At 40.1% G+C, this 19,996-nt stretch carries 20 protein-coding genes and 2 pseudogenes; 10 read left to right on the top strand and 12 right to left on the bottom strand.

What is annotated here, in order from left to right:
- The first annotated feature begins 928 nt into the window (after positions 1 to 928).
- The 5 genes and pseudogenes from AC3IT7_RS07625 to AC3IT7_RS07605 all read left to right on the top strand — a co-directional run bounded on the left by AC3IT7_RS07625 (position 929) and on the right by AC3IT7_RS07605 (position 4,511).
- A complete protein-coding gene (locus AC3IT7_RS07625; RefSeq protein WP_489248026.1) occupies positions 929 to 1,189 on the top strand; it encodes a hypothetical protein in 261 nt (86 codons plus the stop codon).
- A 1,277-nt stretch (positions 1,190 to 2,466) separates the two neighbouring features.
- Positions 2,467 to 3,018: a hypothetical protein gene (locus AC3IT7_RS07620; RefSeq protein ID WP_489248025.1), complete on the top strand. Its 552-nt coding sequence runs from the start codon at positions 2,467 to 2,469 to the stop codon at positions 3,016 to 3,018.
- A gap of 43 nt (positions 3,019 to 3,061) precedes the next feature.
- Positions 3,062 to 3,295, top strand: a pseudogene (locus tag AC3IT7_RS07615) (hypothetical protein); the annotation flags it as partial.
- A pseudogene (locus AC3IT7_RS07610) lies at positions 3,293 to 3,628 on the top strand (phage terminase large subunit); the annotation flags it as partial. The pseudogenes AC3IT7_RS07615 and AC3IT7_RS07610, both read left to right, overlap by 3 nt.
- A 115-nt stretch (positions 3,629 to 3,743) precedes the next feature.
- Complete coding sequence (locus tag AC3IT7_RS07605) at positions 3,744 to 4,511, top strand: hypothetical protein (protein ID WP_489248024.1); 768 nt, start codon at positions 3,744 to 3,746, stop codon at positions 4,509 to 4,511.
- A gap of 229 nt (positions 4,512 to 4,740) precedes the next feature.
- Here AC3IT7_RS07605 and AC3IT7_RS07600 read toward each other — a convergent pair whose 3' ends face one another.
- The 3 genes from AC3IT7_RS07600 to AC3IT7_RS07590 all read right to left on the bottom strand — a co-directional run bounded on the left by AC3IT7_RS07600 (position 4,741) and on the right by AC3IT7_RS07590 (position 7,224).
- Entirely contained in the window at positions 4,741 to 5,226 is a 486-nt protein-coding gene (locus AC3IT7_RS07600) for a hypothetical protein (RefSeq protein WP_489248023.1), read from the bottom strand.
- Positions 5,195 to 5,842 (bottom strand): hypothetical protein, encoded by a 648-nt coding sequence (locus AC3IT7_RS07595; RefSeq protein WP_489248022.1) that lies wholly within the window; start codon positions 5,840 to 5,842, stop codon positions 5,195 to 5,197. The genes AC3IT7_RS07600 and AC3IT7_RS07595 overlap by 32 nt, the downstream gene beginning before the upstream one ends.
- Before the next feature lie 185 nt (positions 5,843 to 6,027).
- Complete coding sequence (locus AC3IT7_RS07590) at positions 6,028 to 7,224, bottom strand: alpha/beta hydrolase family protein (protein ID WP_489248021.1); 1,197 nt, start codon at positions 7,222 to 7,224, stop codon at positions 6,028 to 6,030.
- Between the two features lie 438 nt (positions 7,225 to 7,662).
- On the opposite strand from AC3IT7_RS07590, the gene AC3IT7_RS07585 reads away from it, so the two are divergent.
- A complete protein-coding gene (locus AC3IT7_RS07585) occupies positions 7,663 to 8,829 on the top strand; it encodes an MFS transporter (protein WP_489248020.1) in 1,167 nt (388 codons plus the stop codon).
- 23 nt (positions 8,830 to 8,852) lie between these two features.
- On the opposite strand, the gene AC3IT7_RS07580 is transcribed toward AC3IT7_RS07585, so the two are convergent.
- Positions 8,853 to 10,343 carry an amidase gene (locus AC3IT7_RS07580; protein WP_489248019.1) on the bottom strand — a complete coding sequence of 497 codons (1,491 nt, stop codon included), beginning with the start codon at positions 10,341 to 10,343 and terminating at the stop codon, positions 8,853 to 8,855.
- Between the two features lie 49 nt (positions 10,344 to 10,392).
- Positions 10,393 to 11,823 carry a sensor domain-containing diguanylate cyclase gene (locus AC3IT7_RS07575; RefSeq protein WP_489248018.1) on the bottom strand — a complete coding sequence of 477 codons (1,431 nt, stop codon included), beginning with the start codon at positions 11,821 to 11,823 and terminating at the stop codon, positions 10,393 to 10,395.
- Positions 11,824 to 12,138: 315 nt separating this feature from the next.
- On the opposite strand from AC3IT7_RS07575, the gene AC3IT7_RS07570 reads away from it, so the two are divergent.
- A complete protein-coding gene (locus AC3IT7_RS07570) occupies positions 12,139 to 12,582 on the top strand; it encodes a hypothetical protein (protein WP_489248017.1) in 444 nt (147 codons plus the stop codon).
- 55 nt (positions 12,583 to 12,637) lie between these two features.
- Here AC3IT7_RS07570 and accC read toward each other — a convergent pair whose 3' ends face one another.
- From accC to aroQ, 3 genes are read right to left on the bottom strand one after another with little or no spacing between them, the layout of a single operon-like run.
- Positions 12,638 to 14,002: an acetyl-CoA carboxylase biotin carboxylase subunit gene (accC, locus tag AC3IT7_RS07565; protein WP_475654402.1), complete on the bottom strand. Its 1,365-nt coding sequence runs from the start codon at positions 14,000 to 14,002 to the stop codon at positions 12,638 to 12,640.
- An 18-nt stretch (positions 14,003 to 14,020) separates the two neighbouring features.
- Positions 14,021 to 14,437 (bottom strand): acetyl-CoA carboxylase biotin carboxyl carrier protein, encoded by a 417-nt coding sequence (gene accB, locus AC3IT7_RS07560; protein ID WP_005096830.1) that lies wholly within the window; start codon positions 14,435 to 14,437, stop codon positions 14,021 to 14,023.
- Between the two features lie 16 nt (positions 14,438 to 14,453).
- On the bottom strand, positions 14,454 to 14,909 hold the full coding sequence (gene aroQ / locus AC3IT7_RS07555; RefSeq protein ID WP_475654401.1) for a type II 3-dehydroquinate dehydratase: 456 nt from the start codon (positions 14,907 to 14,909) through the stop codon (positions 14,454 to 14,456).
- A 1,045-nt stretch (positions 14,910 to 15,954) separates the two neighbouring features.
- On the opposite strand from aroQ, the gene ybaK reads away from it, so the two are divergent.
- The 3 genes from ybaK to AC3IT7_RS07540 all read left to right on the top strand — a co-directional run bounded on the left by ybaK (position 15,955) and on the right by AC3IT7_RS07540 (position 18,413).
- The gene (gene ybaK / locus AC3IT7_RS07550; protein ID WP_489248016.1) at positions 15,955 to 16,422 is read left to right on the top strand and encodes a Cys-tRNA(Pro) deacylase; all 468 of its coding nucleotides are present in this window, start codon (positions 15,955 to 15,957) and stop codon (positions 16,420 to 16,422) included.
- 192 nt (positions 16,423 to 16,614) lie between these two features.
- Complete coding sequence (locus AC3IT7_RS07545) at positions 16,615 to 17,868, top strand: YncE family protein (RefSeq protein WP_489248015.1); 1,254 nt, start codon at positions 16,615 to 16,617, stop codon at positions 17,866 to 17,868.
- A gap of 62 nt (positions 17,869 to 17,930) precedes the next feature.
- Positions 17,931 to 18,413, top strand: coding sequence for a hypothetical protein (locus tag AC3IT7_RS07540; protein WP_489248014.1), 483 nt, complete (start codon positions 17,931 to 17,933; stop codon positions 18,411 to 18,413).
- A gap of 130 nt (positions 18,414 to 18,543) precedes the next feature.
- Here the strand turns inward: AC3IT7_RS07540 and AC3IT7_RS07535 are convergent, their stop codons facing one another.
- Genes AC3IT7_RS07535 through tusD form a run of 4 tightly spaced genes read right to left on the bottom strand, consistent with a single transcriptional unit; the run spans position 18,544 to position 19,935 of the window.
- Positions 18,544 to 18,855, bottom strand: coding sequence for a TusE/DsrC/DsvC family sulfur relay protein (locus tag AC3IT7_RS07535; RefSeq protein ID WP_489248013.1), 312 nt, complete (start codon positions 18,853 to 18,855; stop codon positions 18,544 to 18,546).
- 13 nt (positions 18,856 to 18,868) lie between these two features.
- The gene (locus AC3IT7_RS07530; RefSeq protein WP_489248012.1) at positions 18,869 to 19,153 is read right to left on the bottom strand and encodes a hypothetical protein; all 285 of its coding nucleotides are present in this window, start codon (positions 19,151 to 19,153) and stop codon (positions 18,869 to 18,871) included.
- An 18-nt stretch (positions 19,154 to 19,171) separates the two neighbouring features.
- Positions 19,172 to 19,522 carry a hypothetical protein gene (locus AC3IT7_RS07525; RefSeq protein WP_475654456.1) on the bottom strand — a complete coding sequence of 117 codons (351 nt, stop codon included), beginning with the start codon at positions 19,520 to 19,522 and terminating at the stop codon, positions 19,172 to 19,174.
- Between the two features lie 44 nt (positions 19,523 to 19,566).
- Positions 19,567 to 19,935, bottom strand: a complete 369-nt coding sequence (tusD, locus tag AC3IT7_RS07520) for a sulfurtransferase complex subunit TusD (RefSeq protein WP_475654457.1) — start codon at positions 19,933 to 19,935, stop codon at positions 19,567 to 19,569.
- Positions 19,936 to 19,996 lie beyond the last annotated feature (61 nt).

Genomic DNA, 19,996 nt, shown 5'->3' with positions numbered 1-19,996 from the left:
TTAATAAAAGAGCGCATCATTGGATGGGCTTTTTTATTACTCAAAATTTATGACCTGAAAAGAAAAGTAACTTAAATGCCACACAGGAAAATAGTTTCTAAATATTCTCTATACTTTGTTATTAAAAACTTAATGCTATATTGTTTTTGCGACAACAAGAACATGCAAATAAGACCAAGAAAATGACTACAGCACTAGCCCGTTTATTTATAAAAATAAGCGGGCTTTTTAATTGAAAAATTAATGTAATATTATGCCAATGGTTAAAGTTTTATCTTATATAAAATAACCACCTAGATTCTATTGCTTTAGTTTCTTTTCCAATCAGCCTCCTTTCCCCAAGGGAGGTATTTTTTTGTCTGAAGAATTGGATTGCTAACGAATGACATGGAAACAATATGAAAACCTTATGACCCTCGCGATTGGATCAGCTATTAACGAGCATCTAAGGCCATAAAAACCTATAAGAAAAATACTTATAAAGAATTTGAGGTATAGGGATTTCATTATTCTGAAAATTAAGGGATAGTTTCACTATACTGGTCATATTACGGTTCAACCGAGACCAAAACAATTTAGTGTGTGTCTTTATAGGCTTTCTTGGCTTGACAGTCGGCCCTATAGACATGACCGCAGTTTTTAATAATAAGCTATATCCTTAGAGCCCTACTGTAATATGCGTCATTTCTATCCACAATAGAATACATTTTTATTAAATTGCAGCTTCTTCATGAATTAAAAGGTAGTACAAGCATGAATAAAGTTTTATCCCGTGGTTACGACTGGCTAATGTGGCAGTAGGGCATCTAAGATGCAAAAATAAAACTGTGGGGTTTATCTAGAAGAACCAGTTGGCGGTTTGAACTCGCCTGCCATACCAAATTTTAAAAAAGCTCGCCAAATGGTGGGCTTTTTTTGGAACTTTAGAATGTTAAATTATATTAAAAACAATCTACCTATTAATATTCTTCTTATTATTGTAATAGGGGGCTTTGGATATCCCTTTTATTCAGGTGAATGGATTACTCCTCCAAGATTGGCAGAATCTGATGCTAAATGCTACGACGCAAATGTGCCTGAAAACGTTGAATATAAACAGTCGGAATTATTTTGTTCATGTATGCGCATGAGTAAGATTGAAGACAATAAGGAAAAAATTAAATATTGCGCTAAGCGAGTTAGTAGATGATATTTATTTAAGTTAGATTTAAAGTTTGAGCATCCTTATGGGGGCTTTTTATTGCCAGGAGAAAAGTGATGCCCAGCTACCAAAGCGTACTGATTAGCTAAAGAGTGTTTAAGTAGGCGCGTTTAGGCCCCGCGAAAGAGGGTACAACCCATGTAGCTCATCGAGCATGAATAGGAGGTGCAGCAAAGTGAAATCAAAGTTGGGAGTGATGCCCTGACATTATTGATAATGAAACCGAAAATTGATTAGTACTGTGCCTATTCAGTGGCAATCAAAGTAGGGAGTAGCCATGGACCACAGCATGCAGCTTTTGTGGTAGCTATGCCTTGAGAAATGTTGGTGTAAGCAATATCAGGGCACCAGATTCTAATTGGGTCGAATTCGACGGAATTAAAATTTTAAAAGCATTATTAATATTTACCATAGATTAAAATTATATAACTATATGATTTTATTATTTTTGATGTAACATTATGCCAATGAATAAATTATGATCTTGTATAGAATTCCTAACCAGATTCTATCGCTGTAGTTTCTGAATGAACCCTCCAGGTTCTTAGTTTATAAGCCCATTCCCCTCGAATGGGTTTTTTTTATCAGGAGAAAAGTATGCTCCAATTTATATTCTGTTTATTCGGCTTGCATGGTGCGACTGAGATTAGTGACAACCAGAAGAAAGAGTGTCGGGATTGTTTGAAGGAAGTTGAATAACAAACATTCAAATAAATAGCCATGTCATTGGATTGAAATATTTAAGCAATATTGTTGCCCTGCAAATAAGAAAAAAGTTGTAGCGCTAGTCAAGCCCGTTTAATTGGAGAGAGAGTTAAACGGGCTTTTTTATTTCCAAATCGCCGAACGTATTACGGCACATAAGACCCTGCTTACTTCTGTAGACTTGAGTAGGGTTTTTCTTTTCTTATTGGTGGTACTCATGACAGACAAAGTACAAGTTAAACAAGACTTAGAATTTTGCAGTACTGAGCTGTATAAGTATCAGAATCTCAGTAGATCGGGATTGACTCGAAATGAGTTACTGGCAATTGATGGCATCATGATCAAGTTGAAAGAGCGTATTAGGAATTTGCGAACTATTCTACTCAGTCATTAATCGAACATAAAATTTAGCGTAATATCCCTTAATAAATTAGGGGGACTTATGAATTTAAAAGGTAATAATGCGGAGAAAATAGCTACAACACTGATAATTTTTTTTTGTGATGTTTGTTGCGTATTTACTGGTTTGTTTAATTTTTAATTATTTGACAGGGTTTAATTTGGAAAATTCTGTTAAGGATGGAATGAGCTTTGCTGCTACATGTATTACCCCTATTATTGCAATTTTACTTTTTAATGATTGGCGGGAAGAACATCAAATAAAATCTCTATTTTCAACCTTAGATTTGATCAATAGTAAAGCCATAGAGATTGAAGAAATTATTATACAGTATGCTCATGCAGTAATTGATGAAGATGATATTGATCGAAAGGAAATAAATATTGCTGACCATTTAACTCGCTTTAGTTTGCTTTTTAGAGGTATTAGAAACGAACGACACATCGATGAATATCTAAAAAAAGTAAGCTCTTTTTACGTTGAAGTTCGCTATTTGTGTAAGCTTTCAATCGCTATGAGAGATGATTGGATTATTGTAAAAAAATTTGAAGAATTCAATAAAACTAGAGATGTTGATCAACAAGTTTATCCCATACCGTCTAAGGATAATTATTATTTAAATAGGGAAAAGTTTATTGCAAGTGTTAGTGTACTTGAAGGCTTGATAAATAATATGATCGATGAAACTGCAGATATAAAGAAACAAATGTAGATGCTAAGCCTCCTTAGGGAGGTTTTTTTAATGGGCGTAATTTATGGACATGGATGACTATTTTTGGAAAACTAAGAAGCGTCCAATTAAAACCAAACCCCGTACTAAGCCTCTTCCAAAAGCAAAAGAAAAATATTTAGAAGCTGAAGAGCTCCTATTCCAAGAATTAGAAGAATATCTAATTGGTTATCGACGTAAGTTTCAATTTGAATCAACCAAAAATTGGCGGTTTGATTTTCATATTGTGAAGTTGAATCTTCTTATAGAAATTGCGGGCTGCCGTGCAGGTACATTGGCTGATAATGGCTTTACTGGTGCGATTATCTTGGACGATCCGCTTAAGCCTGAAGATGCATTCAGTAAGACGGCATGTAACAAGGCAAATCGTAAGATTCTGAACACAGTCAACTCACATAAGGCTAGATCATCCACACCGATTATTCTGATCATGCAGCGTTTACACGTTGAGGATCCAATTAACTTTGTGATGACAGGTAACATTCCGGGTAATTGGCAGCAGATTTCAATATCGGCGTTGATTGATGATGAATATATCAATGCATTGCCAGAGCACATTCGAAAGAAAGTGCCGAGAGATGTCGAGGAAGATGGTTCGTTTGCAGATCTGCAGAACTTTCCTCAGAGTGGTTAAGGCTGCCCTGATTGATTAAAGTTTTTGAGTTGGTTAAAGTTTGCCGGAACTTTATAATAACTTGGAAATAACCATGAAAAATGTATTTGGCGTGGGTCTATTAACTTTGGCATTGACTGCTTGCGGTGGGGGTGGGGATAATTCATCATCTTCTAATAGTGAGGGGGATAACCAACCTGTAGCTAATGTTGAAATCAATGGTGTTTATACTGGTAAGACCAATCAAGCGCAGAATGTAATTGGATTGGTAGATAAAAATAATAAATTCTGGTTTTTATATACACCACCTTATTCTAATGGAATTACTGGTTTCATGACTGGTGACTTAGCTGTTTCTGGTGATATGGTAAAAGCGAATAAAGGGAAAGACTTTTATTTTGGTGGTGGTGCAGTTTACGACACATCTATTGTCGGTACTTTTAAAACTAAAAAGAGTCTTAAAGGGGCGATCACTTATACGCCTTCAAACCAGGTTACATTTGACACCTTATATGACGTTGATTTAAACAATACGGTATCCGATCTGACGACAATTGCAGGATCTTATATTGGTCAATCAGCGATTGTTGAAGGTATCGAAGAAGCCACCTTAACTATTTCAAATACAGGTGTGATATCAGGTAAAGGCCAAAGTGGTTGCAGTTTCTCAGGGAAAATAACAGCTGAAGAAGATGCTCCTTATTTCAATGTTGAATTAGCATTTGGTTATTCACCTTGTTATTTGGCGGGACAGTCAGTAAAGGGTGTGGTTTATTATGATTCATCAATTAAATCACTTTATGCTGTAGCAGAAAATAGCAGTAGACAGAACGCAGTCCTATACTTAGGAATAAAACAGTAATCTCCATAGATTTGAAATCTAATTAAAAAGCACCTTGGGTGCTTTTTAATTCCCAAAATATTTCCCATACCGTCTCACGGCGGTTTTTTTATGCCTGTGAGATAGGAATTATGAGCAACAATCGAGTGGAAATGCACGTTGGTGTGAAGACTTCCGAATTAATCTTTTAACGCTGTGCAACCCTGGGGTTCACAGCTTTTTTTTAAACTTTAATATAATGCTTGAAAAATTAATCTTTATTGCATTTAGTGTCTTGGCCTAAAGCACGTAGTCTATCTCGCTCTAAACGCTTTTGAAGTAAATTTTGATTGGCTTTTTCTGTTAATAGCTGAGCTTTCATCAAATGAAGAGTAAGCCTGGAATTGTTAGGATCAGATGGTGTGATAGTTGTTTTAAACAGATAGGTGCCATAAGGTGCTTTACCAAAAAAAATGGCAAGATTCTTTTCTCGATCTAAATTTGCATCAACTAATATATATGAATTCGCAGTTTTTACCTGCTCACATCTTAAATACGCTTGCTTTAAATTTGCATAAGCATCTATATATCCTAATGGGACATCTATTGACCCACCTTTGCCAATTGACTTAGAGATTAATTCACTTTCAGAAGTCGGCAAGATCATTTTTACGCAGCCCTGTAATAGTACTAAGGAGGCCAATAATCCGAAAGTAGCTGTTTCCTTAATATATTTTGACACTTTTAAGATTTGCATGCTCAACACCATCAACAATTCGTTTTTTAATTACAATAGAGTCAGGATCATTTGATTTAAATCTTGAATCAACTTCATACTCAGCAATAAATACTCTTGTCTTGCTGCCTGGAATATGATCAACACCAATCACATAATCTTTATTTTCTTCCAAGGTTATATTTTTAATTTCAGTGAAATAACTATGGCTACCTATTCCACTAACAAAAACAATGTCATGTTGACCAACCGGTAGTTTTAATTTTGCTTGCGAGTAATCAAATCGACTCATTGTAGTAGAAGGACTGATGATTGAATTCGCAACAAATTTTACGCGTTTTCTATCAAAATTATAAACGGTATATGGATAAGCACTAAGGGAGCCAGAACCCTGAAAAAATGTATAAGGAATAGTTTTTATCGTTGCATATTTTTGCTCTGGGCTAACAAGTTGATTTGTATATGCCGTCAACTTTTCAGAGGTGGGTGCATTTGATGGAGTATCTAAGTAACGCGCTTCTTTAGGAATATACAGTGGTAGCATAGAAACAGATTTTTTATTATCTGCAGTTTCTACAACCTGACATGCAGTTAAAAATCCCAATATCCCTAAGAGTAAAATTTTTTTTATATTCATTGTCATATATTCAAATCTGATGAGAATTTCGTAAATGCAATATACTGATAAAATATTAATATTCAAATAAATTTAATGTATATCCATGTTTTTTTAAACTAAATATCTGTAATTTAAGTAAAAGTAGTTTTATTTGAGTGTTTTACGCTGTGCTTCCTGCTATCAGGTTGCACAGCTCAGTATTTTTAATTACATGAACTAAAAGGCTTATTTTTCTCTGTTAAGGCGACAAAGTTTTCAAATAAAAATTCACTTTGTCTTAATGACTCACGATGATCTCCATCTTTAATTGAGTGGAATAAAATCGGCTTTTTCATTTTGCAAACTTGCTGGTAATAAGCATATGTGCCACGGGAATCTACCAGCTTATCTTTATCTCCTTGAATAATCATAAGGGGTACAGTAGGGATCATATTTTCAATTGATTGCATTTTTAGATAGTTAATCAAAGGTTGCAGGTTGGCATTTTGCTTGAAAACTGTTTTAGGTGCTTTTTTTAAATCTGTTTGTAATTCAGATAAACAACGTTTGCGCGCGTAATTAATAATATTCTCCATTTCTGGAGTGACTAAACTTGCAGGATTAAGCTGAGGATTTGCTGCTTCAGCACCTAAGAGAACAATTGGAAAAAATGCGGCGACACTTGTATCTATTTGAGGTTGGGTTTTCACATATTCTGCAATCCCTTGATATTGATAGCCTCCAGGAGCAAGAGCGATAGCGCCACGTAAATTTAGTTCAGGTGCATCTTTTTGACCATCAGCTGCCACTTTAAGCGAGGCTGCACCCCCTTGACTATGCCCCATAACATACCAATTTTTGCTAATTTTATAACTTTTTAAAAAGTGAGTTGCTCTTACAGCATCCACCACGGTATGCAGCTGACTTTGTGCATTCATATAAGGATGCTTACCAGGTGTACCTAAACCTTGATAGTCAGGTGCAACTATTACATAGCCTCGAGCTAGCCAAGAATTCAGTGCCTGAGTTGCTACTTGCTGATAATTATTTACTGGGCCACCTAAATAATCTCCAGAAGGCGCACAAATATCTGCAACACCAGTGGTGCCATGTGCCCAAGCTAAAATAGGCCAGCCTTCTTTAGGTGCCTGACCTTTAGGTAATAAAATAAATCCAGAAGTCACAATAGGTTCAGAATGTACTCCACGACTACGATAAGTAACTAGGAACCGCTGTGAAGCATTTGTAAAAAGATCAATATTTTGTTCTTGAAGAGATAATAAGGTACCTGGTGTTTTCGCTGAAATATCAGATAATTGACTTTCACTATTAGCAGAAAAGGCTGGCGAAGCTATCATATATGTTGAGCCTAAGCATAAACAGCTAATTGATAATTTTAAAAAAGAACTTTTAATTTTCATTAATGTATCTGCCTTACTCTTTATATTATGATTTTTAAGGTATCAGTTTTTTTTAGTTTACTAAATTGACTATTGACAAAGTTTGTAAATTAAAACTCTCCAAAGATATGGGCTTCTTCATTTTTTTCTGCTTAATAGTTTTGACTTAGTCAATCGGTCTTCATGAGTTAACTTAAGTTTTTTTATCTTATAGCTGTATCAGCTTGATGTAATATATTTCTCATTCCGGCTCATAACTCTATTATGCTAAAATTTCACTATTTAAATATTTAAAAATCAGCGGATTAGTTAAGTAGTCTACAAAAAAATCAAATCTACAAAAAATAAATTTTGTAGACTGATTTATAGACTATTGAACTGCAAAGAAGGCAAAATGAAGCAATGTGATGCAACTATAAATATTTTTAAGTTATTGAAAATTCAAGGGATTGCAAGATAATGCAATCACTGACAATACAATCCAGACTAGGCGGTTTCTATTTTTTCTACTATGCGATAGTTGGTGCATTCATGCCGTTCTGGAGTTTGTATCTGGAAGATCAAGGCTTTAACTATCAGGAAATCGGTATCTTATCTTCCATTGCGATTCTCACCCGGTTTTTTGCACCTTTCATTTGGGGCTGGATTGCAGATAAATCCGGTAAACGCATGTTGCTGGTTCGCATTGCCACCTGGATGGAAGCCTGTATCTGGTTCATGATTTTTATCATTCCAAATAGCTTTCAGTCGGTTGCTCTATTGATGCTGATTTTCAGTTTTTTTCAAAATGCGATTTTGGCACAATTTGAAGGTGTGACTTTATTCTGGCTCGGGGAAAAACGGGCAGAGCTTTATGGAAAAGTCAGGAAGTGGGGCTCGGTCGGATTTATTATCGGTGTATTCGGCTTAGGTGCCATCTTTGAAATTATCAGCATCAGTATGTTGCCGGTCTTGTTGTTATGTATTTCATTTCTGGCCTTTCTCTGGTCTTTTAGCATTAAAGAACCCACGGCAGCACCCACTGCGCAGAAACAGCTTGAACCATTATGGCCAATTTTCAAGCGTCCGGTGGTATACAGCTTTTTTCTGATTGAGCTGATCATGCTGTTTTCACATGCGCCGTTTTATAGTTTTTATAGTAATTATCTCAATCAGGCGGGGTTCGGTACCAGCCAGATTGGACTGCTGTGGTCGGTCGGAGTCATTGCGGAAATTATTATGTTCGCTTATGCCACTTTCTTTTTGACACGCTGGTCATGGCGCCATCTGGTGATGCTGTGCCTGTTAATGACGGGTTTAAGATGGCTGGTTGTAGGGATATTTCCATCTTCATTTGCGGCACAATTTTTTGCACAAACCATTCACGCTTTGAGTTTTGGTTTATTCCACATGATTGCCATGCGGGTTATTTTCCAGAATTTTTCTGCAGGACAGCAAGGCCGTGGACAGGCTTTATATAGCACCATGTGGGGGCTAGGTGTAGCAAGTGGCAGTATTCTGGCAGGCTATTACTGGGATAAAATTGGCGGAGAAATGGTCTTTATGTTTGCCGCCGCATCTACCTTACTCGGTTTGTTATTGATTTTTGGATTGCCGCATAGCGTTGAGCAATCCAAGGCATCTTGATAATGTCCTGGATTGCTTAAAAGTCAGATCCGAATCTTGGCATATTGACCAAACCATGGCTGTGCCTGCTCGAGTTGCGCTGCCAGTTGCAAGAGCAGGTCCTCACGGGCAAAGGGCGCAATAAACTGGGAACCGAGTGGCAGGTTGTATTCATTCCAGTACAGCGGCACCGACATGGCTGGAAGTCCGGTAATGTTGGCGAGCTGGGTAAAAGGGACCCACTTTAAATTTTCTTTGACAATCTGATCGACCAGTTTACCCTGTGCCAGCAGATGGGCCTTACCTACACCCAATAAAGCCTTCAAGATGGGCTTCTGCCATGCAGGTGTTTTGACTTCGCCATTTTTTGGCGCGACGGATGCGGTTGCAGGTGTCAGATACAGGTCATAATCATCAAAGAAATGATTCATCTGGGTTACGTACTGGCCCCAGTTATTCAGGTTCTGGATATAATCAAGTGCGCTGGTTTTCGCCCCGAAAGCCGCCAGTGCTAAAGAGTCCAGTTCAAAATCCTTCGCTTTAGACGGATAGCCTTTCTGAATTTCATCCAGCATAAACGAAAACTGGCTAAACCATGTGGTAATAAAGTCCTTGGCCAGTTGCATGCCATCAATCGCTGGACGGTCTTCAATGACCTCATGTCCCAAAGACTCGAGCAGCTTTGCTGTCTGTTCGATGGCCTTGATTGCATCCTGAGAGACAGGCGTGCCAATCGTAGAATAGGTACTAAAGGCAATTTTCAGTTTTTTCGGTGGCTGCTGAATTACATCCAGATAATGATGTTGCGGACGCTGAATCTTAAATAGCGAACTGTGATCTTCACCATGAGTGGCATCCAGCATTGCAGCACTGTCCCGCACTGTTTTGCTTAATACATGCTGAATCGCTGCACCATGCATGGCTTCACTCATTTGCGGTCCCCACGGCGTGCGGCCACGACTTGGTTTCAGGCCAAACAGTCCGCAATATGAAGCGGGGATGCGGATCGAACCGCCACCATCACCTGCACCCGCAATCGGCACAATCCCAGCAGCCACGGCAGAAGCCGAGCCACCCGAAGAGCCGCCACTGTTATGCTTTAAATTCCATGGATTTTTACAGCTACCCCAGGCATCCGGCTCGGTAATCCCCTTAATACCAAATTCAGGCGTATTGGTTCGGCCAAAAGTCACAATTCCGGCTTTTTCCCAACGGTTGACAATCTCGGCATTGGTTTCGGCAATATAACCGATCCGTTTTAAGCCTTGGCAGCCATAAGAAGTCGGATAGCCGGCATATTCCTGAAACAGGTCTTTGACCAGAAAGGGCACACCGGCAAAAGGTCCGGATAAATTCTGCTGGCTACGCTTCAAGGCATAATCATGCATCGGAATAATAATGGCATTCAGCTCAGGATTGACAATTGAGCTACGTTCCAGGGCCACAGATAAAAGTTCACTTGAATGTACTTGTTTATTAGCGACCAGTTTGGCCAGTCCCAAACCATCATATTGTAGATATTCTTCTAATTTCATTGCCATTCCCTAGCGTTGATGCTGTTTCAAGGTTGTAGATGATTTTAGTTTAAGATGCAAGCACCACCTGATTACGCCCGCGATGTTTGGCCTGATATAAGGCCTGATCGGCGATATTGATCAGGTTTTGCAAATCTTGGTACCGCGGTTCATTTTGATGGGTAATCCCAACGCTCACAGTAATATATAAGGATGATCCATCCGGTTGATGCATCGGGGTTTTTTCGACACGATTGCGTATGCGCTCTGCAATATCCTGAGCTTCGAAAGGTTCGGTATTCCAGAGTAACAGCACAAATTCCTCTCCGCCAATCCGGGCAAACAGATCCTGAGCACGTAAATTGGTACGTATAATTTCAGCAAAGTGTTGCAGTACCTTATCACCCACATGATGGCCAAAATGGTCATTCAGACGTTTGAAATGATCAATATCCAGCATGATGACCGAAAATTCCATTTTCTTGGCATATTGCAGTAAATATTCACCTTTCTGAAAGAAAAAATGCCGATTCATGGTACGGGTCAGGCTGTCATGATTGGCCAGATACAGAACCCGTTTAAACAGCTCATTGCGGTTCTGGCTAATAATACAAAGAATCAGCGGCGATAGGGCCAGCATAAACAGGCCAATGCGCAGTGAAATATAAATGGTAGAATCTGCCAGAGTCGCGTGATTGGTCGCATAAAACTGGGTCAGGCTGTAGTAGGTCAAGATGATCACAAAAGCATTGATCAGTGTCATGCTAAACAGGCGATAAGTTAATGCAGCCCAGATCAGTGCAGCTAAAGGATAGAGCAGCGCGCCCGGCCCCGAAAAAATGTTGGTGATGATGACACAAAGAACGACTGTAGCGGCGGGCAGAAAATAGCTAAAATGATGACGCTTCTGACGGCGGTTTTTCAACAGATATTGCATATCCTTGATTCTGGGAAAGGCCAGAACCAAAGGTAGTACTACAATATAATTGACCATCTCGCCGGTCCACCACAAACCAAAATCAATCCATAAATTATCTTTGGTCATGAACGAATTGGGTAAATGGGGTAGAGTGGCCACAGCAAAGGCTGCACTGGCCAGACAGCCGGCAAAAGCAGAGATGCCAAATAAATGAACAAAGGTATAGCCGGTATTATAATATTTATAATTAATCTTGAAATAACGAATAAAGAATAGCGAAACGATGGTGCTGATCAGGTTGGAAAAAGTGAGAAACAGGCTTTGCAGTAAGCTGTTGCCGGTGACCAGATCTGCAAACATAAAGGCACTGAATGCACCAAGCCAGCCACCCAGATTATTTAAATGTGGAAAGCGTAAAAATATGGCCAATAAGGCTGCATTCGCCGGCCACAATAAGGCCAGATACTCCAGTGGTCTGGTCGCAATCCCAATAAAACAACACAGCAGAACCACGCATACAATGACAAAATAAGCATAGGTATCATGATTGAATTGTTGTTCTGTTATTCGAGCTAATTGCAAATTTAAAATCCTGTTTTCAAATTTTTAAGTGTGAATGATCACTTTGTTTAGCAAGTAAGTTTGACCCAAAATATAATTTTATTGTTTGATTAAGCTGTATTAATACGAACTATTAAGATTCTTATATACGAAATATATACAAAAAAAGTCAGAAAAGAAATCCATGTTTTTAAACAATATGATGAATAGTTTCTGACTGTGTATTGAAATTGCGTTAGAGCGGGACACGATCCCGGAAAATATGATAATTTAGAATCAATTGTTAAAACGATGCCGGTAAATATGAAAAAAATATGTCTTAGCCTTATCTTACTCATGAGCTCACCTTGGCTAATGGCGACAGAAAATAAAAAGCCAGCAGATACTTCTGCTAAAGCGGCGGATGTCCCGAATACCTTTACTGTAAAGACCCGTCCGGAAATTGTCGGATTGTGGGGGATGGAAATTCCGAATAATAAAAAATGTATTGAATATTACAATTTCAAAGGCGATAACAATGTGGTGATTAAAAGTGGTGCAGAGTGGACTTCCGGATTATATGACTATCAGCCGGCACAAGATCCTTCCCAGCAGATTCCAGCACTGATTCTGCAAGTGAAATATGACAATAATGAAAAAGACTGCTCCGGCAATCAGGTGGATCAGTCCGGTGAAATTTCACAATATTTTGTGAAATGGCAGAATCCGTACACGATTAACTTTTGTGCCAATGACAAGGCCGAGCAGTGTTTTGCTGTGCTGAGACGTGTATTGCCTTAAAATTTCAACAATAAAAAAACCGCTGAATGACAGCGGTTTTTTTATGAGCTTGGATTTAAGCCTTGTCTTCAGCGCCTTCCAGCTGCTTTAACAAGTGTTTTTCCAGATAGTGAATATCCATTGCCTGTTTGCAGAAGTTCTTATCCTGAAGGATTAAGTCTTTATGCAAAGGAATATTGGTCTTAACACCCGTTAAAATCATTTCTTCCAGGGCATTTCTCATACGAGAAATAGAGGTTTCACGATCCTTGCCATGCGCAATCAGTTTGGCAATCATCGAATCATAATACGGCGGAATGCTATAGCCCGGATAAACATGCGAGTCTAAACGGATACCTGCGCCGCCCGGTGCATAGAAGTTGTCAATCTTGCCGGGTGATGGCAAGAAGGTCGATGGATCTTCTGCATTAATACGGCATTCAATCGCATGGCCTAGAACTTTGACGTCCTCTTGCTGAATATCGAGGCCTAAGCCGCCAGCAATACGTAATTGCTGTTCGATAATATCAATACCGGTTACCATTTCAGTCACCGGATGTTCAACCTGAACACGGGTATTCATTTCAATGAAGAAGAATTCCTCATCTTCAAACAGGAATTCGAATGTACCGGCACCACGATATTGCATCAGTTTACAGGCATTGACACAGGCTTCTAGAATGTCAGCACGTGCTTGCTCTGGCAGGTTTGGCGCAGGCGCTTCTTCCAGTACTTTCTGATGGCGGCGCTGTAATGAGCAGTCACGATCATAGAGGTGAATGGCATGGCCATTACCATCAGCGAGTACTTGTACTTCGACGTGACGTGGCTTTTGCAGGAAACGTTCCATATAGACCGTATCATCACCGAACCACATTTCTGCATCACGCTGTGCAGCCTGAACAGATTCGAGCAGGGTATCGACATTTTCTACGATACGCATACCACGACCACCACCGCCAGAAGCAGCTTTGACAATCAGAGGAAAACCGATCTCTTTCGCTTCAGCCATGGCATTGTTTGGTGTGACTGCATGGGCAGAACCCGGTACCGTTGGCACACCCGCTTTACGCATGGCAGTAATGGCAGAAACCTTGTTGCCCATTAAACGGATATGTTCCGGACGTGGACCAATAAAGATAAAACCAGAATTTTCTACGATTTCTGCAAATTCAGCATTTTCAGCGAGAAAGCCATAACCAGGATGGATCGCATCTGCACCAGTAATTTCAGCAGCTGTAATAATCGCTGGAATATTCAGGTAGCTGTCACTGCTGGCACCCGGACCGATACAGACTGCTTCATCACAGAAGCGTAAATGCATCAGGTCCTTGTCTGCGTCAGAATAGACACCTACGGTTTTGATCCCTAAAGTTCTGCAAGCCCGGGTGATGCGTAATGCAATCTCACCACGGTTTGCAATTAAAACTTTTTGCAACATTATAAATCCCCGGGGTGATTAAGCGCGGTAGCGGAAAAGTGGTTGACCGAATTGAATCACTTCACCATTTTTCACCAGAATTTCTTCGATCACGCCGCTTTGAGTTGCTTCAATCGGGTTCATGATTTTCATTGCTTCGATAATACCCAGAGTATCACCAGCAGAAACGGTTTGACCTACTTTAACAAAGGTTGCTTCGCCTGGGCTTGGTGCCGAGTAGAACACACCAACCATTGGAGAGGTTTCAACAGCACCGCGAGGAGACTTCGCCGCAGGCACTTCAGCTGCAGGTGCAGGCATCGCAGGAACAGCTGCTGCAACCACTGGATTACGACGAGTTAATGCAATCGATTGATCGCCTTCCTTAACTTCGATCGCCTGTAAGTCAGATTCAATCATCAAATCGATGAGTTTCTTGATTTTACGGATATCCATGAGACAGTATTCCTAATTAAGATTGTGTAGAAGATTGTATTTTTTCAATGACATAGTCCAGAGCAGCGGCATAGCCTTTTGCACCCAGACCACAGATCACGCCGATTGCCTTATCGGACAAGTACGAATGATGTCGAAATGCCTCGCGTGCATGGACGTTCGACAAATGGACTTCAATAAAAGGAATGGCAACGCCAAGCAGGGCATCACGAACCGCAACAGAGCTATGGGTCAATGCTGCCGGATTGATAATGATATATTCAACGCCGTCGAGTTGCGCTTGATGGATCCGGTCAACAATTGCACCTTCCCAGTTGCTTTGAAAGGTATCAAGTTGTAATGTGGCCTGTTGAGCCTGAGCAGTCAGTTGCTGATTAATATCGTCAAGAGTAAGGTGACCATAAACATCCGGTTCGCGCTTCCCAAGCAAATTTAAATTCGGTCCATGAATAACCAAAATGGTCGAACTCATCCAGCATGCTCCAATTAAAAAGTATCGGGGTTTGTTTGCAAGATAGCTGCAAACTCTGCTTATTATTGCATGATTTTCTACATGACTATTTATAATTTCTTTGAATTAACGTAGAAAGCATATCTTAAACAGTGGCGCTATAATGAGAACTTTGCAGAGATTTGGCAATGTTAAAAAATTACAATTCGCTGGGCATTCAGATTATTTTCATTGTAAACCCAATTGGCAAAAACAGTTAATATCCTTTATGTAACTGTATCTTCAGGTTAACGTTAAACTCTTCCTTTTGATTATATTTTTAATCTCGATCAAAGCATACTTGGTTCAACTAAACTCGATATTTAGTAGGGATTTGCATAGACCTGCAATAAAAAGTGGATTCCAGCACTTGAGCTTTTTATCGCCGCCATTTAAAGCCAGCAGCTTGTCTAAAAGCCTAACCAGTATTTAAAAATGCAAAATAAAACAATATATTAATGATTATATTATAAGGTTTTAGATCCTGTTTTTCTATGCATTTTATTACCAAATAGCAGATCAAGCTAAGTCTGTGCAGCTCCGAGCTTAGTGCCAAATTTCATACTGGATCATATACATGTCATGCGAAGCCAGATATTGAGCTTAATAGCAAGCAACAGAAGTCTTTGTCGTAGAGTCAGAGAGTCTATAGCGTACTGAAGTGACAAATGTGTTCATCTTTAACATCTGTAAATGAGGTATTAAGAACTTGCCAAACCTATATATAGTGGCAAAAACGCATATATTTGTTGGTATTTTGCACGGCTCTCTCTTTGCAAAAATGCTCAAAATACTGTGGGTGGTGAAAATAGAACAAAAGCATTGAAAGTTAAATTGTAGATAGATGGGCTATAAACTTCCTTTTGGCTCTAAATGGTATTGGCTTTTATGTTTCACTTTCTGCTCAGAAGCTATGCTGATAAATATTCAAATCACTAAAGAGCCAGCTTATAAAATTGAGCTAAGAAATTAACTTCTTGAATGAATATTTATATACTTATGCCATTAGCCTTCAACCAGAATCACTATGACGCCTGCATGCAAACTCTTAAAAGCCCAAAAAATTGAATATAGCATTCACGAATACCAACATGATGCCAATGCGAAAAGCTTTGGTTTAGAGGCAGCAGAAAAATTAGGCTTGCAAGTCGAAGAGGTTTTTAAAACGCTGCTGGTGACAGATGAAAAGCAATATTTTGTGGCAATTTTACCTGTACATCATCAGTTAAACCTGAAAAAAGTAGCGACAGCTTTGGGTTGCAAGAAACTGCAAATGGCAGATCCGAAACAGGCAGAACGCTTGACCGGTTATCTGGTCGGTGGAATTAGCCCGGTCGGACAGAAGAAACGTTTAAAGACCGTAATTGATGCATCGGCAGAAAAACTCCAGAAAATATATGTCAGTGGAGGCAAGCGTGGTTTGGATATTGGCTTAAAACCGGATGATCTTGCCAAAGTGCTGAATGCACAATTTGTTGATGTACTGGATGATTAGACTTCAATTTCGCTGAAGATTTAAAAGAATAGTGTCTGAAGTGAGATTTTAAAAAAAATAGCTTCAGACTTTTTGGTCGGAAAAATTAGCAAAACATTTTATACATTTGTATATTAGGCCAAGAATAAGTACAGCACGAATGTGCACAACAATAAATTAAAAAAATATAAATGATTATGCGGAGCTTCATCCATGAATATTAAAAACAAAATCTGGCCACGTTTTAGCCTGACAGTATCAGCAATGTTAATATCAGTAACCATCCCTGCTGTACAGGCCGCTTCATCTGTACCTCCTCAACCAGCAAATAGTCAACAGGTTTTCTTTGTCGGCAATAACTGGGATGGCACCGTGACTGTAATCCGTCCTTCTGGCGATTTTGGCAAGGTGGGGGTGATTAACATGATCCCTGATCGTAAAGAGCGTCTTAAAGAAATACATCTCAATCCAATCAAGCTGATTGCCTATACCTATATTCAGGCCACAGCTGGTGAAGGGAATGACCAGCTGGTCGATGATATGTACTCGACTCCAGATGGTCAGTCCATCGTGGCATCGCGGCCAAGTTTTGCCGATGTGGTGTCTATTAATATCAAGACCGGCAAGATTAACTGGCGTACACCGGTTGAAGGCTTCCGTGCCGATCACATGGCAGTTTCACCAGATGGCCAGCGTGTCGCAGTTTCGGCATCTTCAGGTAATGTCGTGCATGTCCTGGATATTCATACAGGAAAAGAGTTAGGCCGTTTTGCTACAGGTGATAAACCGCATGAAAATATCTACTTCGATGGCGGCACCAAGATCCTGAACTCTGCCATCGGCAATGTAGAAACCTCAATGGATGCGCAGTGGCAGGATTTTACCAAGGGCAAACGTTATATTACCATTGCAGATGCCAATACCCATCAAGTGCTAAGAAAAATTGATTTCAGACCCGCACTGGATGCTGTTGGCCGCAAGGATTTATCCAACTCAGTCCGTCCCATGGTGTTTAGTAAGGATGAAAGCAAACTGTATGCCCAGGTTTCATTCTTTAATGGCTTGATCGAATATGATCTGGATCAAAATAAAGTTACTCGTATTGGTCAGCTTCCAGGTAGTGATAGTATTCCGAAAGACCGGACAAAATGGGTGAATGACTCGCGCCATCATGGCCTTTCGATCAGTGCAGATGGTGAAAAACTCTGTGTTGCCGGTACCATGGATGACTATGCCACCATTGTAGACCGCAAAACGCTCACCGCCGGAAAACTGATTCCTGCAGGCAAACCCTATTGGGCAACACGTAGCCCGGATGGTAAAAGCTGTGTAATTTCCGAAAGTGAAACCGACGTGGTGACCGTGATTGATTTTGCCACAGGCAATAAAGTACTGAGTGTGCTGGTAGGAAATCATCCACAACGCGTCCGGATCGGTTATGCGCCAGCAGACTGGTCAACGCCGTAGTCGATTTAACGAAAAGACAGCTTTTTGATCAGGGCTGTCTTGTTTCGGCTGAGGATAGACAGATGAAAGATAAAGCAATTCTTTTATATGTAATGATCGGCTTTCTCTTGTTCGGTATTTTAATGGTTATCGGCTATCAGATACGACAGGAAATCTATCGGACAAATTTGAATGATCAGGCTCATTCTGATCCGATCCCTGTCGTTGAAAAGCCCACAAGCTCTGCGTTGGTCAGTTCCGTTGCAAATACTCAAATGACCCGGGCAGAACAAACGGATGCAACTGCAAAGCAAAACCAATTGTTAAAGCAACAAGAACAGTTGTATCTGGACTTTACGCAAATCATTAATGCCTTAAGTGCCGGACAACAGCCAGATTTTCAGCAGGTTGGCCTGTTGATCAGGAAGCAGCAAAAGCTGGTAGAGGCCCAACTGGTCACCCGGGATGAAGCCAAAGCACAAATTGAATTTCTGATTAAGGTTTTACCAGAAATGGAGCATGAGCTGTATCGGGCCTTGAAAGTATTAGAGCAAACCCGAATTTGATCAGTTCCAATCAGGCAGATCTTTAATTAGGCTGAATATAAAAGTTATTCTCATAAAAAAAGCCCAAAGGCTGATTTGGGCTTTCATTAATTCGGGCTGTTAAATATACAGTATGGATCGTTAACTGCTTTTATAAACAATTCGCAGGCTTGGGCACACCGGCCAGACGACTTAAATGCCGTGCGACCAGCCCAGTATTAAACTTTTCCTGAAGCAGGGCATTATTGATATCCGCACTGACCGTTTTCATTAGAAATTTAATCAGAGGACGTGTTGCCGGTGAATGGCCAAACTGCTGATAGAACTGACGTACCGCTTGCAGAATTTCAAAATGCCATGGCGTTAAACTCAGCTCCAGACTATTTGCCAGGACTTGAGCAACATCTTCATTCCATAGGGTATAGTCGACCAGATGACCATCTTGATCTAATTCTAAATTCATATCTGACCTATTATTATTTCATTGAAATGCAGCGATTAAACTCAAGGCAAAGATCTGCAAAATCCGCAGAATTGAGCAGCTTGACCTGCTCAGGCACAGGTTGTGCCAGGAGTTCTGCATCATTTTCCAGCATGTGAATTTTCGGCAATTTTTGTAGAGAAGCATGTTCTAACTGCAATACTGCTTCACCCATCAGTACGACCTGGTCACCCGTTGTATAAATTTGAGCCAACTGCTCCAGGATCTGCGCCGTCGCCGCATAGTCAGACTGGATCAGATACAGTGTGTGATTTGACATTTATATATCCTTTATTCCTTACCAATACAGCACATGATCAAAGCTTTGAATAAACGCAGGGTTTAGCTCAATGAATTCAATCTCTTGTTCGCTCTGAACGACAAAAGGTGAATGCTGGTTTTTCTGTTCAATCAGGATCGGGGTGAGATCGTAAAATTCAAAACTGTCGACCATATTCGAGGCCAGTTTAAAGGCATGTTGCAGCTGATCAAATTGCAATTCTGAACGAAGCAAACTTAAGGCAGCACCTTGCAGTAAGACCTTAACTTCTGCGCCAAAAGTGGCTAGAACCATGGTGGCAGACAGGCTTTCATGCACCTGCAAACTGCTCAGATTGGCTTGGGTTAATATAACAAGTACAGATTTCACACAAGATTCCTTGGAAAAGCAACACATTCTAAAAAATGAACCATCTAGAATTGAATGAGACGTTGTGAGGATTGAACAGCATCGGCAAGTTCACCTAAGCCCACTAATTCAAAGGCATCCGCCAGATTATGCTGCTGAATATTGTGACGTTGGGCATTGTCCGGGTCTGTAATTCCTCGTGCCAGTGCTGCACTTACACAGACAGGCAGGCGAATATTCAATGCTTGCCAGGCATGTGTGAGATGACGCTGATCATCGGGCACCCATTGCAGGGCATTTGCGACTGATACGCCGTCCTGATAAAAGAATACACGGAATTCTTGGTTTTTATTTTGTAATGCCTGTGCCAAACCGAGGGCATGCCAGGCGTAAATAGAAGTCGGTGCGGAGGTAACAAGAATTAAGGTGCTCATCGAAATTCACTACAGGCTTGATCAATAGCAACAGATTGATCTGGGCTTCATCAGAAAGTAG

The sequence above is a fragment of the Acinetobacter sp. KH_038 genome (assembly GCF_057839405.1).
The sequence above is the reverse complement of the archived record's forward strand: the minus strand, read 5'-3'. Positions and strand labels throughout refer to the sequence as shown.

Coding starts and splice junctions, on each gene's coding strand:
- AC3IT7_RS07625 (WP_489248026.1), top strand. CDS start 929: ATGTTAAATTATATTAAAAACAATCTACCTATTAATATTCTTCTTATT.
- AC3IT7_RS07605 (WP_489248024.1), top strand. CDS start 3,744: ATGAAAAATGTATTTGGCGTGGGTCTATTAACTTTGGCATTGACTGCT.
- AC3IT7_RS07600 (WP_489248023.1), bottom strand. CDS start 5,226: ATGCAAATCTTAAAAGTGTCAAAATATATTAAGGAAACAGCTACTTTC.
- AC3IT7_RS07595 (WP_489248022.1), bottom strand. CDS start 5,842: ATGAATATAAAAAAAATTTTACTCTTAGGGATATTGGGATTTTTAACT.
- AC3IT7_RS07590 (WP_489248021.1), bottom strand. CDS start 7,224: ATGAAAATTAAAAGTTCTTTTTTAAAATTATCAATTAGCTGTTTATGC.
- AC3IT7_RS07585 (WP_489248020.1), top strand. CDS start 7,663: ATGCAATCACTGACAATACAATCCAGACTAGGCGGTTTCTATTTTTTC.
- AC3IT7_RS07580 (WP_489248019.1), bottom strand. CDS start 10,343: ATGAAATTAGAAGAATATCTACAATATGATGGTTTGGGACTGGCCAAA.
- AC3IT7_RS07570 (WP_489248017.1), top strand. CDS start 12,139: ATGAGCTCACCTTGGCTAATGGCGACAGAAAATAAAAAGCCAGCAGAT.
- accC (WP_475654402.1), bottom strand. CDS start 14,002: ATGTTGCAAAAAGTTTTAATTGCAAACCGTGGTGAGATTGCATTACGC.
- accB (WP_005096830.1), bottom strand. CDS start 14,437: ATGGATATCCGTAAAATCAAGAAACTCATCGATTTGATGATTGAATCT.
- aroQ (WP_475654401.1), bottom strand. CDS start 14,909: ATGAGTTCGACCATTTTGGTTATTCATGGACCGAATTTAAATTTGCTT.
- ybaK (WP_489248016.1), top strand. CDS start 15,955: ATGACGCCTGCATGCAAACTCTTAAAAGCCCAAAAAATTGAATATAGC.
- AC3IT7_RS07545 (WP_489248015.1), top strand. CDS start 16,615: ATGAATATTAAAAACAAAATCTGGCCACGTTTTAGCCTGACAGTATCA.
- AC3IT7_RS07540 (WP_489248014.1), top strand. CDS start 17,931: ATGAAAGATAAAGCAATTCTTTTATATGTAATGATCGGCTTTCTCTTG.
- AC3IT7_RS07535 (WP_489248013.1), bottom strand. CDS start 18,855: ATGAATTTAGAATTAGATCAAGATGGTCATCTGGTCGACTATACCCTA.
- AC3IT7_RS07530 (WP_489248012.1), bottom strand. CDS start 19,153: ATGTCAAATCACACACTGTATCTGATCCAGTCTGACTATGCGGCGACG.
- tusD (WP_475654457.1), bottom strand. CDS start 19,935: ATGAGCACCTTAATTCTTGTTACCTCCGCACCGACTTCTATTTACGCC.